The organism is Acidovorax sp. NPDC077693 (assembly GCF_044542805.1).
Taxonomy (GTDB): domain Bacteria; phylum Pseudomonadota; class Gammaproteobacteria; order Burkholderiales; family Burkholderiaceae_C; genus Acidovorax.
Genome location: NZ_JBITVD010000018.1, coordinates 40,512 through 56,773, shown reverse-complemented (window position 1 = coordinate 56,773; position 16,262 = coordinate 40,512). Strand labels below are relative to the sequence as shown.

At 68.4% G+C, this 16,262-nt stretch carries 9 protein-coding genes; 2 read left to right on the top strand and 7 right to left on the bottom strand.

Annotated features, from left to right (window positions below; translation table 11 throughout):
- Nucleotides 1-19 precede the first annotated feature (19 nt).
- Nucleotides 20-1,456, top strand: coding sequence for an NAD-dependent succinate-semialdehyde dehydrogenase (locus tag ACIGHN_RS22595; protein ID WP_056411794.1), 1,437 nt, complete (start codon nucleotides 20-22; stop codon nucleotides 1,454-1,456).
- Nucleotides 1,457-1,614: 158 nt separating this feature from the next.
- Here ACIGHN_RS22595 and ACIGHN_RS22590 read toward each other — a convergent pair whose 3' ends face one another.
- From ACIGHN_RS22590 to ACIGHN_RS22565, 6 genes are all read right to left on the bottom strand, one after another.
- Complete coding sequence (locus ACIGHN_RS22590; RefSeq protein WP_396506215.1) at nucleotides 1,615-3,792, bottom strand: TonB-dependent siderophore receptor; 2,178 nt, start codon at nucleotides 3,790-3,792, stop codon at nucleotides 1,615-1,617.
- Nucleotides 3,793-3,907: 115 nt separating this feature from the next.
- Nucleotides 3,908-6,037, bottom strand: coding sequence for a TonB-dependent siderophore receptor (locus ACIGHN_RS22585; protein WP_396506213.1), 2,130 nt, complete (start codon nucleotides 6,035-6,037; stop codon nucleotides 3,908-3,910).
- A 475-nt stretch (nucleotides 6,038-6,512) separates the two neighbouring features.
- The gene (locus ACIGHN_RS22580; RefSeq protein WP_396506211.1) at nucleotides 6,513-7,247 is read right to left on the bottom strand and encodes a TonB-dependent receptor; all 735 of its coding nucleotides are present in this window, start codon (nucleotides 7,245-7,247) and stop codon (nucleotides 6,513-6,515) included.
- A 223-nt stretch (nucleotides 7,248-7,470) separates the two neighbouring features.
- On the bottom strand, nucleotides 7,471-9,711 hold the full coding sequence (locus ACIGHN_RS22575; protein WP_396506209.1) for a TonB-dependent receptor: 2,241 nt from the start codon (nucleotides 9,709-9,711) through the stop codon (nucleotides 7,471-7,473).
- A gap of 34 nt (nucleotides 9,712-9,745) precedes the next feature.
- Nucleotides 9,746-10,042, bottom strand: coding sequence for a hypothetical protein (locus ACIGHN_RS22570; protein WP_396506207.1), 297 nt, complete (start codon nucleotides 10,040-10,042; stop codon nucleotides 9,746-9,748).
- The gene (locus ACIGHN_RS22565; protein WP_396506206.1) at nucleotides 10,039-11,256 is read right to left on the bottom strand and encodes a PepSY-associated TM helix domain-containing protein; all 1,218 of its coding nucleotides are present in this window, start codon (nucleotides 11,254-11,256) and stop codon (nucleotides 10,039-10,041) included. The genes ACIGHN_RS22570 and ACIGHN_RS22565 overlap by 4 nt, the downstream gene beginning before the upstream one ends.
- 599 nt (nucleotides 11,257-11,855) lie before the next feature.
- Here ACIGHN_RS22565 and ACIGHN_RS22560 point away from each other — a divergent pair.
- Nucleotides 11,856-13,973, top strand: a complete 2,118-nt coding sequence (locus ACIGHN_RS22560) for a M48 family metallopeptidase (RefSeq protein WP_396506204.1) — start codon at nucleotides 11,856-11,858, stop codon at nucleotides 13,971-13,973.
- 96 nt (nucleotides 13,974-14,069) lie between these two features.
- Here ACIGHN_RS22560 and ACIGHN_RS22555 read toward each other — a convergent pair whose 3' ends face one another.
- Complete coding sequence (locus ACIGHN_RS22555; RefSeq protein WP_396506202.1) at nucleotides 14,070-16,193, bottom strand: TonB-dependent siderophore receptor; 2,124 nt, start codon at nucleotides 16,191-16,193, stop codon at nucleotides 14,070-14,072.
- Nucleotides 16,194-16,262 lie beyond the last annotated feature (69 nt).

Genomic DNA, 16,262 nt, shown 5'->3' with positions numbered 1-16,262 from the left:
CGTCATCAGGAGCCTTTGCATGAGCTACCCCAGTACCCAACTCTTCATCGCCGGCCAGTGGCAGGACGCCGCCGACGGCAAGACCATCGGCGTGTTCAATCCGTCCACCGGCAAGGAAATCGGCCGCGTGGCCCATGCCAGCAAGGCCGACCTGGACCGCGCACTGGACGCTGCGCAAAAGGGCTTCGAAGCCTGGCGCGACATCCCCGCCGCCGAGCGCGCCAAGACCATGCGCCGCGCCGCGGCGCTGATGCGTGAGCGCGCCGATGCGATCGCCGCGATCATGGTGCAGGAACAGGGCAAGCCCCTGGCCGAAGCCAAGGTCGAGACCATGGCGTCGGCCGACATCATCGAATGGTTTGCCGACGAGTCCCTGCGCGTGTACGGCCGCATCGTGCCCTCGCGCAACCTCAAGGCCACGCAGATGGTGCTCAAGGACCCCGTGGGCCCCGTGGCGGCCTTCACGCCGTGGAACTTCCCCATCAACCAGGTCGTGCGCAAGCTCGCCGCCGCGCTGGGCGCAGGCTGCTCCATCCTGGTCAAGGCGCCCGAAGAAACCCCGGCCAGCCCCGCAGAGCTGATCCGCGCGTTTGCCGATGCGGGTGTGCCTGCCGGCACCGTGGGCCTGGTCTATGGCGACCCGGCTGAAATCTCCAACTATCTGATCCCGCACCCCATCATCCGCAAGGTCACGTTCACCGGCTCCACGCCCGTGGGCAAGCAGCTGGCAGCCCTCGCCGGCAAGCACATGAAGCGCGTGACCATGGAGCTGGGCGGCCATGCACCGGTCATCGTGGCGCAAGACGCCGACCTGGAACTGGCCATCAAGATCAGCAGCGGCGCCAAGTTCCGCAACGCGGGCCAGGTCTGCATCTCGCCCACCCGCTATCTGGTGCACGAGAGCATCCGCGCCGACTTCGTGGCGGCGTTCGCCAAGTACGCGCAGGGCCTGAAGGTGGGCGATGGCCTCACGGCCGGTACGCAGATGGGCCCGCTGGCCAACCCCCGCCGCATCACCGCCATGGCCGACCTGCTGGCCGACGCCGTGCAGCAGGGCGCGCAGGTGGCCACGGGCGGCGAGCGCATCGGCACCGAAGGCAACTTCTTTCAGCCCACCGTGCTCAACGACGTGCCGTTGTCGGCCCGTATCTTCAACGAAGAGCCCTTCGGCCCCGTGGCCGCGGTGCGCGGCTTCGAGAAGATCGAGGACGCGATTGCCGAAGCCAATCGCCTGCCGTTCGGCCTGGCCGGCTACGCCTTCACCACGTCGCTGAAGAACGCCCACCTGCTGGCCCAGCGCCTGGAAGTGGGCATGCTCTGGATCAACCAGGCAGCAGCCCCTGCCGCAGAGCTGCCATTCGGCGGCTTGAAGGATTCGGGCTACGGCTCCGAAGGCGGCCCCGAAGCCATCGAAGCGCACCTGAACACGCGCCTGGTGTCGATCATGAACGTGTAAGAAGATTCACGCTCTCCGGCGGCCGGTTGGCTGCCGGGTGGTTGCTGGTACGAAGCCTGGGGGCTGGCTTGCGGAGACTCTTCGCAAGACGGTCCCCAGGCTTTTTTTCTGGACGGGATGCACGATCGCGTCGGTGCGGGGGCCTGCCCCCGCAGTCCTCAGAACCGGTACGTCGACGTCAACGTGTACGTCCGCGCCTGTCCATAGAAGCAATCTCCCCGCGCCAGGCACTGCGTGATGTGCACCTTGTCCGCCAGGTTCACCACGTTGAAGGCCACGCGCCAGTCGCCGGCGTCGTACGCGACCATCGCATCGGCCAGGGTGGCGGCCGGGGTGCTGATGGCGCTGGTGCCGCTCCACTGGGAGCCGGTGTAGCGCACGCCGGCGCCCACCGTCCAGCCACCGCGGCCTTCGCTGGCGAAGCGGTGGCTCAGCCAGGCCGATGCGGTGTGCTTGGGCACGCTGGCCACGGGGGTGCCCTGGTCGCCTGCGTTGCTGCGGCTGATCTTCGCGTCGGTGAAGGCGTAGCCCAGGGTGAAGTCCCACTGGCGGGCCAGGCTGGCCTGCATTTCGGCTTCGAACCCCCGGACCTTGACTTCGCCGATCTGCAGGCTGTTGAGCGGGTTGCCGGGGTCGTTGGTCTTGCGGTTCTTCTCGCGCAGCTGGTAGACCGCCGCGAAGGCGCTGATGCCCTGGCCGGCGGGTTGCCATTTCACGCCGGCTTCCCACTGCTCGCCGCGCTGGGGCTTGAAGGCCGTGCCGTACGCGTCCACGCCGCCCAGCGGCTGGAAGGACTCGGAATAGCCCGCGTACGGGGCCCAGCCGCCGTCCATCTGGTAGGTGAAGCCTGCACGCTTGGTCCAGGCCTTGTCATCGACCGCGGCTGCAGGGCGCCCCACGGTGTCGGTCTGGGCGCTGTCGTGGCGAAGGCCCAGCGTGGCGGTCCAGCGGTCCCACTTGATCTGGTCCTGCAGGTAAAAGCCCAACTGCTTTTGCACCACGTTCGGTTGCCGCACCAGCTGCGCCGTGGTGGGCGGCGTGAAGTTGCCGTACACCGGGTTGTACACGTCGATGGCCGGTGCCACGGCGCGCCAGGCCTGCTGGCCGGTGTGGTTGCGCTGCACGTCCAGGCCTGCGAGCAAGGTGTGGTCCGCGCTGCCGGTCTTGAGCTTGCCTTCGAGCTGGGTGTCGATCAGCAGCATGCGGCCGGTGTTGATGTTCCACACCGCGTCGCGCACGACGGTGCGGGCGTCGCTGTTGAACACGGGGCGCGCGGGGCGGCCCGTGGCGGCGTTGGCGGTGAAGCTGGTGTAGATGGTGCGGTAGTCCACCTCGCTCACGGTGCGGCGCAGGTTCTGGCGCACGGTCCAGTCCGCGTTCAGGCGGTGGCTGAAGAGGTAGCCCCAGGAGTTGTTGGTGGTGTCGAAGGCGTCCCAGCCCGGCTCGCCGATGAAGGTGTTGCGCGGGATCTGGCCGTAGCGGCTGGCCAGTTGCGTGCCCTGCCACGGGAAGAAGCCAATGAGCGATCCGCTCTGGTCTTTCTGGTGCAGCGCCTGCAGCGTGAGCGAGGTGTCTGCGTTGGGCTTCCAGGTGAGCGAGGGCGCGAACACCAGGCGGTCGTCGTCCACATGGTCCACCTGGCTGCCGCTGTCGCGGCCCACGGCCACCAGGCGGTAGAGCCACTGGCCGTCCTGGTCGAGCGCACCCGTCAGGTCGGCGGCGATCTGCTTGCGGGCGTTGTTGCCCAGCTGCAGCTGCACCTCGCGCTGCGTTTCGGCCTGCGGGCGCTTGCTGGTGAGGTTGAGCACGCCACCCACGCTGCCCTGGCCGTACAGCACCGAGGTCGGCCCGCGCAGAAACTCCACCCGCTCCAGCGTGTAGGGGTCGGGCCGGCTGGTGTTGTAGGTGCCGTAGGTGCGCAGCAGGCCGTCCTGGTACTGCGACACGGTGCCGCCGCGTGCGGCGAAGCTGTCCACGCGGCTGTCGAAGTAGTTCGACACCGCCCCGGCCGTGTACGCCGTGACCTGGCGCAGCGTCTGCACGCCCTGCGCCTCGATCTGGTCGCGGGTGATCACGCTGATGGCCTGCGGGGTTTCGATGAGGGGCGTGTCGGTTTTGGTGGCGCTCAGCGCCCGTTTGGCGACGAAGCCGGTGACCGGGGCGGTGGGGCTTTCCTGTTCGCTGCCCGCACTCACGGTGACGGGGGCCAGGGCCTTGTCGGCCGTGGGCGCGGCCGTGCCTTCGGCGGTGGCCTGCTGGGCGTGGGCGGCGCCACACAGGGCGAGCAATGCGGCCTGCGCGATGGCGGTGCGGCAGGCGGTGATGCCAGGTTTCATGGTGCTTTTCTCCGATGGTTGAAAACTTGTCCGGCCCGAGGCGCAAGGCTTGCGCGGGCAAGCGCTGGCCTGCGGGCGGGTGGTGGGTCGGGCGGGGTGGGGGAATCGCTTGCCGTCAGAACGTGTAATCCAGCGACACCTGCACCGTGCGCGGCTGGCCGGGCACCACGGTGCCAAAGCCGGCCGCCGTGGCCGTGCCGTCCAGGTAGTAGCGGCGGTTGCCCGCGTTCTTCAGGTTGGCCTGCAGCCGCACGCCGCCTGCGAACTGGTAGCCCACGGCCAGGTCGACCGTGGTGAAGCCCGGCAGGCGCCACTTGTTGTCGTTGGCGGTGAACTTGTCGCCCTGGTGCACCAGGCCGCCGCCGACCCACAGGCCGGGCAGTTGCGGCAGGCGGTACTGCGTCCACAGCGATGCGTTGCGGCGCGTGGCCAGCGCGACGCGGTTGCCCACGTTGGCCCCGGCGGTGGTGTCGGCCAGCACCTTGGGGTTTTGGAAGCTGGCCTGGGCCGTCACCGTCCAGCCGGGGGTGATACGGCCTTGCAGCTCCAGCTCCACGCCCTGGATGCGCTGGCGCGCGGTCAGCACCGAGTAGCCCGCGTGCTGCGGGTCGGTGGCGGGCGCGTTGGTCAGCTCCAGCTCGAAGGCCGACACGGTGGTCATCAGGCGCTTGTCCAGCCATTCCTGCTTCCAGCCCACTTCCAGCTGTTTGCCCTCCGACGGCGGCGCGCCGCGGTCGCCCCACAGCAGCGTGCCGGTGTTGGCCTGGAACGAGCGCGCGTGGCTCGCGTAGAGCATGGTGCCGGGGCGCGGCTCCCAGCTGATCGCCGCACTCGGCTGGGTCTTGCTCAGGTCGGTGACGGGCGTGGAGTATGCGTCCTTGAAGCGGTCGTGGCGCAGGCCCAGCAGCAGGCCGAAGTCGCCCAGCACCAGGCGGTCCTGCACGAACACACCGGTGTTGCGCGCGTCCGAGGACAGCCGGGACACGCCGGTGGACGCTGCCGCCGGCACGAGGCCGGTCACCGGGTTGTACAGGTCGACGGCACCCAGGTTGCCGGTGGCGCGCGCGCCGTACACGCCCTGGATGGTGCGCCAGTCCATGCCGGCCAGCAGAGTGTGTTGCACCGGGCCGGTCTGCACCTTGGCGCGCAGCTCGGCCAGCGCGGTGTCCGACGTGTATTCCTGCCCGGGTGCCAGCCAGTAGCCGCGCGGGACCCGGCCGTTGGCCGCAGGGCCCATGGGGGAGGGCAGGTTCACGTTGCGGTTCGTCTCGTTGCGCGACAGGTGCACGCGGCCCTGCAGCACATCGGTGAAGCGGTGCTCCAGTTCGGTGGAGTAAAAGCGCATGCGGCCGTCGGTGGTCAGCCACGGCTCGCCGTAGAACGCGCCCACTGGCAGCACGTCGGCACTGCGCGGGTTCTTGGGATCGGGCACCGCCAGGCCCACGGTGGAGACGCCGTCGATGCCCTGGTATTCGGCCTGCGCGCGCCAGACGGTGTCGGGCGTGATCTGCCACTCCAGGCTGCCGGCGATGCCCTGCTTGCGCGGGGTGTTGCCGTCCACGAAGCTGCCTCCCCGGCTGGCGCCGCCATCGAGCCGGTAGCGCAGCGTGCCGTCGGCGTTGAGCGGGCCGGTGAGGTCGAACTCCGCGTTGCGCCAGCCGTCGCTGCCCACGCCGACCTTCACGTTGCGCAGCGCCTCGGCCTGGGGCCGCTTGCTCACGTAGTTGACGAGGCCGCCGGGCGCGACCTGGCCGAACTCCAGCGCGGCGGGGCCCTTGATGACCTCGACCCGCTCGATGTTGAACAGTGGCGGGTCCAGCAGGTGGACGAACTTGGCGCCGTCGCGCAGGAAGTTGAAGGTGTTGTTGGCCCACAGCCCGCGGATGGAGAACTGCGAGTACGAGCCGTAGTACTCGCTGCGCATCGACACGCCCGAAGCGTTGCGCAGCACGTCGCGCTCGGTCGTGGCCATCTGCTGCTCCAGCAGCGCGTTGTCGATCACGCTGACCGAGCGGGGCGTCTCCAGCACCGACAGGCCCAGGCGCGAGCTGCTCTGGGCGCGCCGTGCGGGCGTGGCGGCGGCTCCCGCGGTCGAATCGACCACATCCACCTGGCGCAACGATGGCGCCGCTGCGGGCGGGTCGGCAGGGTCTGGCGCCGCGCTGGTTTGTGCCAGGGCTGCACTGCACAGGGCCAGCAGGGCGGCGTGGGCCACGGCGGTGCGCAAAAAGTTCGGTTGGATCATGATGCTATGGTTTTAATAGCTGCTGGCGCTTGTACATCAAGCGGTAGGCGGCAATTGGATTGGGTCGGATTGGATTGGGTTGGCTGCATACCTCATCCACGCTCCGGTCCGTTCGGGCCGAGCCTGTCGAAGCCAAGGCGCTTTCTGCGAAGGGCCCTTCGACAGGCTCAGGGCGAACGGTGGATTTGCGGCAAGCACCCCACCAGACGCTGGATGCAGAAGCCGCACCCTGCACGACACCGCTGGCGTGAGCGACTGGCTGTTGCCGGTGGTGCGTCGGCCCGCGCTGCAGGGACTGCGCATGGCGTGGGTCCAGTCGCGGTGGCGCCTTGCGGGCGGCGCCTCGGCGGTCGCTAAGGCTCAGAGCGGATCACAAAACTCAGCGAAACGGTTCTGGCCAGGCGCCACGTCGCAAGCAGTACGCGCAGTACGACAAGACGTGGCAACAACGCCAGAAGCGTTTTGTGAGCCGCTCTCAGTGGGCCTTGGGGGGCGCGGGCAGGGCGGGCGACGCCATGCCGTCGGCCAGCACGAAGGTCAGCGTGGTCACGTAGCTGGCTTCGCCGTATTTCTCGCCCTGGGCTTCGCCGGGGGTCTTGTCGCTGTGCTTCACCTCGGCCACGTACTGGCCCTTCCAGGGCGTGACGAAGGTCACGGTGCCGTCTTCAGCCGCCTCGGCCTCGCGCGTCCAGCCCGAGGGGGCTGCCAGTTGCACCTTGGCCTTGGGCAGTGGCGCACCCTTGTAGACCACCTTGAACTCGCCAGGCTTGCCGGTGGGCACCAGGTCCAGCGGCGCGGTGGGCGCCACGGCTTGCGTCAGGCCCGCCACCCAGCGGGCCGAGGGCTGCCAGTACATCGCGGGCAGGTTGCGCTTGCTGCGGTCGATCAGCGGGTAGGTGGCGGCGGCGAACAGCGTGTCGGGCGTGCCGGCCACGGTGTAGTTGAAGCCGTCCTTGCCCAGCTGGCCGTCCACGCGCTGCGCGGCCGTGCCGGTGCGCTGCTCGAGTGCGGGCACGCCCTTGAATTTGTCCAGCGAGCCTGGCGAGGTCTCGCGCAGGTTCTCGTTGAACTCGCCAAAATGCAGGCGGGCCTGGCCGCCCGCGTTTTCCAGCCACACCTGGTGGGCGTGGGCGGCGGTGACGGCGGTGAGGGATGCACAGGCGAGCAGGGCGGCAAGCACGGGGGCCTTGTGGCGCAGGGACGAGGACATGGCAGTTTCCTTTCGGTGGTTTCAACAAAAATCGGCGAGCGCGCAGCGCTGCGCGCCCCTGGACGAGGGGGCGAAACGCGGTGCGAAAGGGAGTGGCTGCCTACGCCCGGTGGTCAGGCGCTGGGTGGCTGTGCGGCGGTGTGCAGGGTGCAGGGTGCAGCGTCCGGATGAACGCGCCGCTGGGGCAAGGGGCTGTGGTGCAGGGCGCGGAGAGCCGGTGGCGTCAGAAGTCCACGCCCACGCTGACCGACAGCGTGCGCGGCGCACCCACCACCAGGTAGCCCGCGCCGGGGTAGCCGCCCGACGATGCCCAGTAGTTGCGGTTGGTGAGGTTGTCCACGCGGGCGCGCAGCGTCACGAGGCGGCCTTGCACCTCGGTCAGGTAGCGCACGCCCACGTCCAGGCGGTTCCAGCCGGGAACGCTGATGGTGTTGGTGGCGTTGGCATACACCGAGCCGGTGTGCACCAGGCGGCCGTCCAGCGCCAGGCCGTTCACGCCCGGCACATCCCACTCGGCGCCGATGTTGGCCTGCAGCTTGGGCACGCCGATCACGCGGCGGCCGTCGGTGCTGGCGGTGCCCGTGTTCAGTTGCTTGGCTTCGAGCCAGGTCAGGCCGCCCAGCAGGCGCAGGCCCTTGGTCGCCTCGCCCTGCACGGCCAGCTCGATGCCCTGGTGGCGGTCCTTGCCGTTGCTGCGGAAGATGTTGTCGCTGCCCACATAGGCGCGCGGCTTGGTGGTGGAGAACAGCGCCACGCTGCCGCCAAAGCGGCCGCCGTCGAACTTCACGCCCACTTCCTTTTGCTTGGCAACATAGGGCGACAGCATCTCGCCGCGGTTGGCGGCGGTGGAGGGCGCGGTGGCGCCCTGGCTCAGACCTTCCACGTAGTTGCCGTACAGCGACAGGCTCTTGTCGAGCTTGTAGACGGCCGCCAGCAGCGGGCTGGTGCGGTTCTGGTCGTAGCGGTCGGTCTCGGCGGCTGTGCCGTAGGCGTAGTTGGCGATCTCCAGCTTCTGGTGGCGCAGGCCGCCGGTGAGCAGCAGGCGCTTGTCCAGCAGCGAGAGGGTGTCGCCGATGGCAAAGCTGGTCAGGCGCGTGCTGCCGGTCAGGCGCGGGTCGGCCAGGTCGCCGCCGCGGAAGGCACCCGCGCTGAAGCCTGGCAGCGGGCTGTACACGGGGTTGTAGAGGTTGGTGGACTGCGTGTTGGCAAAGTCCATGGCGTACGCGTTCTTCTTGTCCGCGCTGAAGTGCGAAGCCACCACCACCCACTCGTGGCCCACGCTGCCGGTCTGCAGCTTGCCGCGCAGGCCCAGTTCGCCGGTGTTGACGCTGTCCTTGCGGGTGTTGTCGAAGCGGTAGGTAGAGCCCGCGCCGGTGCTGCTGTCGCTCACCGTCAGGTTGGCCAGGGAGTTGGCTTCGGAGCTGCGGCGTGCGCCGGCCGCGGCCCAGCCGGTGATGTCCTGCGTGATGTCCCATTCGCCGCGCAGCGTGCCGAAGGTGTCGCGCTCGTTCGAATACGTCCAGGGCTGGGCGAAGTTGGTGCCGCCGTCGGGTGCCGTGGGCATCTTCGTGGCGGTGGCGCCCAGCGTCACGTTGGTGCGGGTGCTCTTGAGCTTGTGGTCCTGCCAGCCGATGTCGCCCGACAGGCGCACGTCGCGACTGCGCCAGTCCAGTCCCACGGCTGCCAGGCCGAGCTTGACGTCTTCATGGTCCACGGCCGTGCCGCCGTTGTGGGTGGCCGCATTCACGCGGATGCCCGTGTTGCCGTCGGGACCGAAGCGGCGCGCGATGTCGGCCGCCAGTTGCGTCTGCCCGCCGCTGGAGACGCCGAATGTGACGCGGTTCAAAGGCTCGTTGGGCGCGCGCTTGGGCAGCAGGTTGATCGATCCGCCGATGCCGCCGCCATTGGGGCTGGCACCGCTCAAGAAGGCCGATGCACCGCGCAGCACTTCCACGCGCTCGAACAGCTCGGTGGCGATGTACTGGCGCGGCAGCAGGCTGTACAGGCCGTTGTAGGCCGTGTCGTCCGAGTCCAGGATGAAGCCGCGGATGAAGTACGCCTCTTGAAAATTGCCGAAGCCGCGCGCCACGCGCACCGTGGGATCGTTCTGCAGCACGTCGCCCACACTGCGGGCATGGCGGTCCTGGATGAACTCGTTGGTGTAGCTGGTGATGGAAAACGGCGTGTCCATCGCGTCCTTGGTGCCCAGCACGCCGGCACGGCCGCCGCGGGCCACCTGGCCGCCAGCGTAGGCCGGCGACAGGCCCTGCGCCGATGCGTCGGCACTGGCGTTCACCGTGACGGTGGACAGCGCCTTGCCTTCCGCGGCGGCGGCTGGCGCAGCCTGCTGGGCCAGTACGGCAGGCGCTGCCAGCGCGAACATCACGGCGGCGGCAATGGCCACCGGCGTGGCGGCAAAAACGGGGCGCAGCGGGGCTGGCTGGAACGATGTGGCTGGGCGCATGGTCGTGGTGTGAAAAATGAAGTTGAAGGAGGTGTTAGCGCGGCGCCGAAGCGGTGCCGCTGCTGTGGATGTCGGTGTCGACGGGGTCGCCGGCGCGGCCCGGGGTGGTCTGCGGTGCCGGGGTGTCACGGAGGGCGCTGCGTGCATGGTGTGCCTGCTGTGAAAAAGGCCATGAGAACCAGCCCATCACCGCCACCGGAACGCCCAGGCCCACCCACGACCACCAGTCGCCCCAGGTGTCGGACACCAGGGCGGTGATCAGGCCCGTGGTGGTCAGCACGCCCATCACGATGGGCCAGCCCCAGAGCGACCAGAACGGGTTCGGCTTCATGCGCGGCCCTCCGTGCGGGGCAGCGGCGTGCCGGTGCGTGCAGCTGGGATGGCGGTAGAGGCAGTGGGCAGGCCGGTAGGCGCGGGTGCGATGGCGGCCGCGGCGGTGCTGCCCGCCTGCACGCCCTTGCGCAGCCACAGGTACAGCCCGCTGCCCAGCACGACGATGGTCGCGATGTCGAGCAGCGCCCAGATGATCTTCATCGGCATGCCGCCGTAGTCGCCAAAGTGCAGCGGCTGCGACACCAGCAGCGCCGTCAGGTACCACGGCAGTTGTGGGGCGGCAGTGACCTGCGCGGTCCGGGCGTCCACCATCACGGGCTGCAGCAGGCGCGAGGTCAGCGGCTCGTTGCCCTTCAGGAAGAACGTGTTGTGGTGCGGGCTGGAAAACGCCGTGCCCGGGAAGGCGATGAACGACAGCTTCATGCCCGGCGCATGCGCCTGCGCGGCCTGCAGCGCCTGCTGCAGCGGCCCGCGCTCGGCCATGGGGACGGTGGGCTGGCCTTCGTACGGTTTGAGCAGGGTCGACAGCTGGTCGTACTGCCAGTACTTGATCATCAGGTCGGCCCAGGTGTTGATCATGCCCGTGCCGCCCACCACGAAGGCCCACACCAGGGTGACGATGCCCAGCAGGTTGTGCAGGTCGAGCCACTTCACGCGGGTGGACCGGTCCCGGCGCACCTCGCCGAACGCGAGCTTGCGCATGAACGGCGCGTACAGCACCACGCCGGTGACGATGGCCACCAGCAGCAGCAAGCCCATGAACCCCAGGAATAGCTTGCCCGCCAGGCCCGCGAACAGGTCCACATGCAGGCGGAACATGATGTACATGAAACCCTGGTCCACCGGCCGCTGCGACAACACGGCCGCAGTGCGCGCGTCCACCGCGATGGACTTGAAATCCTCGGTCGGCGCGGGCGTGGGCGTGAGGGTCACGAACCACAGGGCGTCGTCGTCCTCGGGCTGCGAAGCGAACTGCACCACGCGGTCGGGGTGCAGCGCCTGCGCGGCGGCCAGCACCTTGTCCAGGCTGGCGCGCGGCGTGTGGGCGGGCATGGGGGGCGCTTCGACCTCGGTGCCCAGCAGGTGGCCGATCTCGTGGTGAAAGATGAGCGGCAGGCCGGTCAGGCACAGCAGCAGCATGAAGACGGTGCAGACCAGGCTGGACCACTTGTGGGTCCATGACCAGCGGCGCAGGGCGGTGGGCGAAAGCATGGCGGGTGGTGGTCAGCAGGTGATCCTGGCCTCGGCCCCCTCGCGGGCATGCCTGCCGACAAGCGAGCCAGATGGGCTTGGGTCCAGACGGTCGCCCCGAGCAGGGGAGACGGCGAGTGCTGGCTGGTCCGAGGAGTGCATGCTCCCGCGACTGGCTTGCGGTAGGAATAGTTACATTCTAAATGAGAATGGTTCTTTTTCTTGTGTTAGTGCGTTTTTGCAACAGCACATCCTGCGGCAGCTTCGGCTTTGGCAACTCCCGTTTTCAGGCTTGCCGCAGCGCGCTAACGGCGCAACAGAAAACACAAACGGTTGCTTCTTGGTAGCGCTTCCATCGCTTTGTGCGGCATGGTCGGCGGCAGAATCGCACCGCCTGAAACAACGTCCTGTGAGCCCGTTGCCCTTCACACCGGTCACGCCGGTGGCACCAGGGCCTTCCTTGGGAGTCGCTCGGGCGCGGGCACGGTCACTGGCGTGGAGGCAGTGGCCCGTGGCTGCGGCGGCAGCACCGGTTTGTGCGGCCGGTACGCAGACCCATCAAAAAATCAACCATTCCAAAAATCATGGCTTCTTCGTTCGGTCAAAAAATATCCAGGGCCTTGAACGCCCTGCCCAGCAGCACCCGGCTGGTGTTGTGGGCGGTGTGCATGCCGCTGCTGCTGTCGGGAATAGGCTTGTGGGAGTACCGGCAGTACGCCCAGCCCGGCCTGACCGCCGAGCAGCAGCAAATGCTGGCTGAAGTGACCGAAGCAGAAGCGGCGGTTCGTGAGAACCCCCGCGCCACCATCAACATCGGCGGCCAGGACTACCGCGGGTTCGCCGCTTCGCGTGAATTGAGCCAGATCGCCAGAAGCATCCGCGGTGACAGCGCGTCGCGCACCCAGGTGGGGGCTGTGGTTCGCCCGGCCAGCATCCTTGCAATGGTGGCTGGCGTGCTCACGGCGCTGGTCGCGTTGGCGGGGCTGTACGGCGTCAACGCCGCCGGCCGGCAGTCACTGCAGTCGCGCGATGCCCTGATGCGGTTGTTTGCCCGGTGGCGCAACCTGCTGCCCACCTACCTGACCGTGCACATGGTCCTGCTGATGGTCACGGTGGCGGGCCTGCTGGGCGCGAGGCTGGGCGTGGCCTACCAGGTCATGGTCCTGGAGCGGGCAGGGTCCGGCGAGGCCAAGTTCCAGATGGTGATCCTGCTGATTGCCGGCTCCGTGCTGTGGTGCGGCGTGACCCTGCTGCGGGCGCTGTACAAGTCGCTGCAGGTGCTGCACGACGAGCCGAACGAAGTCATGGGCGTGACCGTGTCGCGCCAGGAGGCGCCAGCGCTGTGGGCCTACGTCGATACGTTGGCCGGAGGCGCCGGGGCTGCGGCACCAGCCCATCTGGTGGTGGGCTTGACCGATGGCTTCTACGTCACCGGCCACCCCATGCAACTGGTGCCCGGCGGCCAGAAGCTGACGGGCGAGACCATGTACCTGCCGCTGACCTACCTCACGCTGCTGCAGCGCGACGAGATCAGCGCCATCCTGGCCCACGAACTCGGCCACTTCGCGGGCGCCGACACGGCCTACAGCCTGCAGTTCTCGCCCATCTACCAACGGCTGGTGGCCAGCCTGCATGCGATCTATGGCCGCGACGACAGCGGCGAGTGGATGGACCTGCCGGCCACATCCTTCATCGAATACCTGCTGGATCGCTTCGATTTGGCAGTCAAGCACTGGAGCCGCGTGCGCGAATTCGCGGCCGACCAAGTGGCTGCCAAGCTGGTGAGCGGCGATGCGATTGCGCGGTCGCTGGTGCGGGTGACGGCTCTGCACGAGGTGGTTGACAAGGTGCTCGCCGACATCGGACGCCGACCGCAAGAGGCGGGCAGCGACCTGGTGCAGATGCTGCACGACGCCGTGCGCTTGACCGGCCTCACGGCCCCCAACTTCTCCACCGAAGTGGCCACCGCGCACCCGACCGATACGCATCCACCGACGCTGGAGCGCGCGAAAGCCGTCAACGCGCCGGTGACCGATGCGATGGTGCAGTCGACCCTGTCCACGCCGGACCCGGAATCGCTGGTGTGGGTGCGATCGCTGTTTGCCGACAGTCAGGGCCTGCAGGCGCGGTTGCTGGCCGACTTCAAGGGCGTGGCGCATGAGCAGAACGAACAGATGCGCAAGGAACTGGCCGAGGTCGTGCAACAGGCGCAGGGAGCGGTCGAGGTGTTTGAACGCAAGAACAATGCGTGGCTGTTTGGCGGCTTGGCAGTGGTGGTGTTGGCGGCGTTCGTAGGTCTGATGGCAAACAGCCTGTCGCCAGGAAAGTCGTTGGCCGGGTCCTGGCAACTGCTGTGCGGTACCCTGGCCGGTGGGTTGGTGCTGGCGGGCATGGCCGCATGGTTCTGGCATCGCTCCACGGTCATGCTGATGCAGCTCACGTCTGAGGGCATCATGATCCCCGGGTGGCCCCAGGCGGTGCCTTGGTCTTCGGTGAACGACTATTCGTCCACCGTGGTCAACGGCTCCAATCTGTTCATGACATTCGACCTGAACCCTGACGCGCCGCGCCTGCACGCGCCCCACAAAAACCTGGGCCGCGTGACGTACCGTGCCAAGACCCACAAGCTGGTGATCAGCACCTCCAAGGTGCGTGGAATGGACCTGAATGCCCTGCACGACGCGGTGGCAGGGTATCTCTCGGGCTGGTACGCGCGGCAGCATCTTGAATCGATGTGAAGGCCTGAACCCACACCGCGCACCCAGAATCAGTGGTGGGCGGGCGACGAGCACCGACGTGCTCACCGCCGCCGTCTCCGCCGCTTCGGCGCTCGCTCAATACCGCGCCTTCAGCGCCACCGTCACCCGCCGCGGCTCGCCATAGAAGTTCTGGCGCGAAACGCCCGACACTTTCTCGTAGTAGGTCTTGTCCAGCAGGTTGTCCACCGACAGGTTCACCGACAGGTGGTCGTTGATCTGGTAGCCCACCTGCGCGTTGAACACTGCGTAGCCCGGTGCGTTGATGCGCAACGCGCCGCTTTGCGCGAAGAACTCACTGCGCCAGGACATGCCGCCGCCCACGCTGAAGCCGCGCAGCGCGGGGTGGGTGAAGGCGTAGCGGGTGAACAGGTTCACGCTGTGGCGCGGGGTGATGGGGCTGAACACCTGGCCCTGCTGGGCCACGGGGGCCTTGAGGTAGCGGGTGTCGTTGTAGGCGTAGCCCGCCACGAGGTCCCAGCCGGGCTGCGGCTGGCCGCTGACCTCGGCCTCGAAGCCCTGCGCGCGGACCTTGCCGCCGGCGATTGATGCGTTGGTCACCACCGGGTCGGGGATGGCGCGGTTCTCGTCGATGATGCGAAAGAGCGCTGCATGGGCCTGCAGGCGCTTTTGCAGGAACTCGCCCTTCACCCCCAGTTCGACCTGCTTGCCCGTGCGCGGCTCGATCAACTGCTTGGCGGTGGTGAGCTGGCTTTGCACGACGAAGGTCTCGGCGTAGCTGGCGTAGGCGGTGTACTGCGGGTGGAAGTCCCACATCAGCGCCAGCGACGGCACGAACTGGCGGCCGGGGTCTGCGGCGGCGGTGACTGCGCCGGTGCTGGTGCTGCGCGTCACCACCTCGGCCCACGACAGGCGGCCGCCGGCCAGCAGCTTGACGGTGTCGGCCAGGCTGACCTGGGCCTGGCCGTACAGCGCGTTCTCGCGGCGGGTGATGAGGGAGGTGAAGCCCGGCAGCGGGATGTCGGGATAGGCCAGGTCGTAGTTGGGCCGCAGCAAATTGAAGGGCCGGGGCTGGCCGTAGGCGTAGTTGCCGTCCCAGGTCTTGCCCTCGTTGTGGCTCGCGCCCACCAGCAGCTTGTGGGTGCGGCCTGCCACCTGCACCGGCGTGGCCAGGAAGGCGTCGTAGTTGCGGGTGCGCACGTGGAAGTCGCCGTCCACCGTCTCCATGGTGAAGCTTCCGTTGGCGGCCAGGGCGCTGTTGGCGCGGGCCGAGCGGTAGAACGCGGTGCGATCGATGTCCCGCGCGGACAGGCGCACCACGCCGCCGCCGGCCAGGCGGTGCTCCAGCTCCGCGAAGATGTCGGTGGTCTCCAGGTCTTGCCGGTTGGCACGCAGGCCGGCAAAGGAACTGCGGGGCAGGTCGGCCAGGCGGCCGTCGGCATAGGTGGGCAGGCCCTGGTCGATGGCGGCGCGCACGCGCTGCTGCGCAGCCCCCACCGACACGGTGGTGGACGGGGCGATGTCCCATTCCAGCGTGCCGTAGCCCAGGCGCTTGTTGTTGAACAGCGTGTCGATGTGGCTGTCACGGTCTTCCACCACGGCCACGGCGCGCGCGCGGATCGTGCCTTCGGCGTTCAGGCCGCCGCCCACGTCCACCGTGCCCCGGCGCAGGCCGAACGAGCCCACCGCCGCATCGGCGCCGATGGCCAGTTTGGACGGGGCGCGCTTGCGCACCAGGTTGACCGTGCCGCCGGGCTCGCTCGCGCCCTGCAGCAGCCCGGCCGGGCCGCGCAGCACTTCGATGCGGTCGTACATGGCCGTATCGAGCGTGCTGTAGTTGCCTTGCGGGATGGGCACGCCGTCGAGCTGGATCGCGCCCAGATCGAACCCGCGCGACTGGAACGAGTTGTAGTTGCCCGCGCCGTCCAGCCGCGTGATGGTCATGCCGGTGCTCAGCTTGATGGCGTCCTCGACCTTGGTCAGGTTGCGGTCGTCAAGCTGCTGGCGCGTGACCACGCTGATGGACTGGGGCGTCTCGCGCGGCGTCTGCTGCAGCTTGCCCACGCTGACTTCGCGGGCGGTGTACTGGCCGCTGCCCTCGGTGGTGGCGCCGTCCGCGCCGTCGGTCACCTTGACCTCGGGCAGGGCGGCGGTGGCGGCGGTGGTGGCGGTGGTCTGGGCCTGGGCTGTGGCCAGCGTGGCCAGCAGCGAGGCCGCCAGGGCCAATGGGTGCATGCGCATGGTGCTTCTCCTCCTCGGTGTGTAAAACGCTATGGTTTTGGTAGCTGCTACCGCTTGTCTATCAAGCGG

Coding starts and splice junctions, on each gene's coding strand:
- ACIGHN_RS22595 (WP_056411794.1), top strand. CDS start 20: ATGAGCTACCCCAGTACCCAACTCTTCATCGCCGGCCAGTGGCAGGAC.
- ACIGHN_RS22590 (WP_396506215.1), bottom strand. CDS start 3,792: ATGAAACCTGGCATCACCGCCTGCCGCACCGCCATCGCGCAGGCCGCA.
- ACIGHN_RS22585 (WP_396506213.1), bottom strand. CDS start 6,037: ATGATCCAACCGAACTTTTTGCGCACCGCCGTGGCCCACGCCGCCCTG.
- ACIGHN_RS22580 (WP_396506211.1), bottom strand. CDS start 7,247: ATGTCCTCGTCCCTGCGCCACAAGGCCCCCGTGCTTGCCGCCCTGCTC.
- ACIGHN_RS22575 (WP_396506209.1), bottom strand. CDS start 9,711: ATGCGCCCAGCCACATCGTTCCAGCCAGCCCCGCTGCGCCCCGTTTTT.
- ACIGHN_RS22570 (WP_396506207.1), bottom strand. CDS start 10,042: ATGAAGCCGAACCCGTTCTGGTCGCTCTGGGGCTGGCCCATCGTGATG.
- ACIGHN_RS22565 (WP_396506206.1), bottom strand. CDS start 11,256: ATGCTTTCGCCCACCGCCCTGCGCCGCTGGTCATGGACCCACAAGTGG.
- ACIGHN_RS22555 (WP_396506202.1), bottom strand. CDS start 16,193: ATGCGCATGCACCCATTGGCCCTGGCGGCCTCGCTGCTGGCCACGCTG.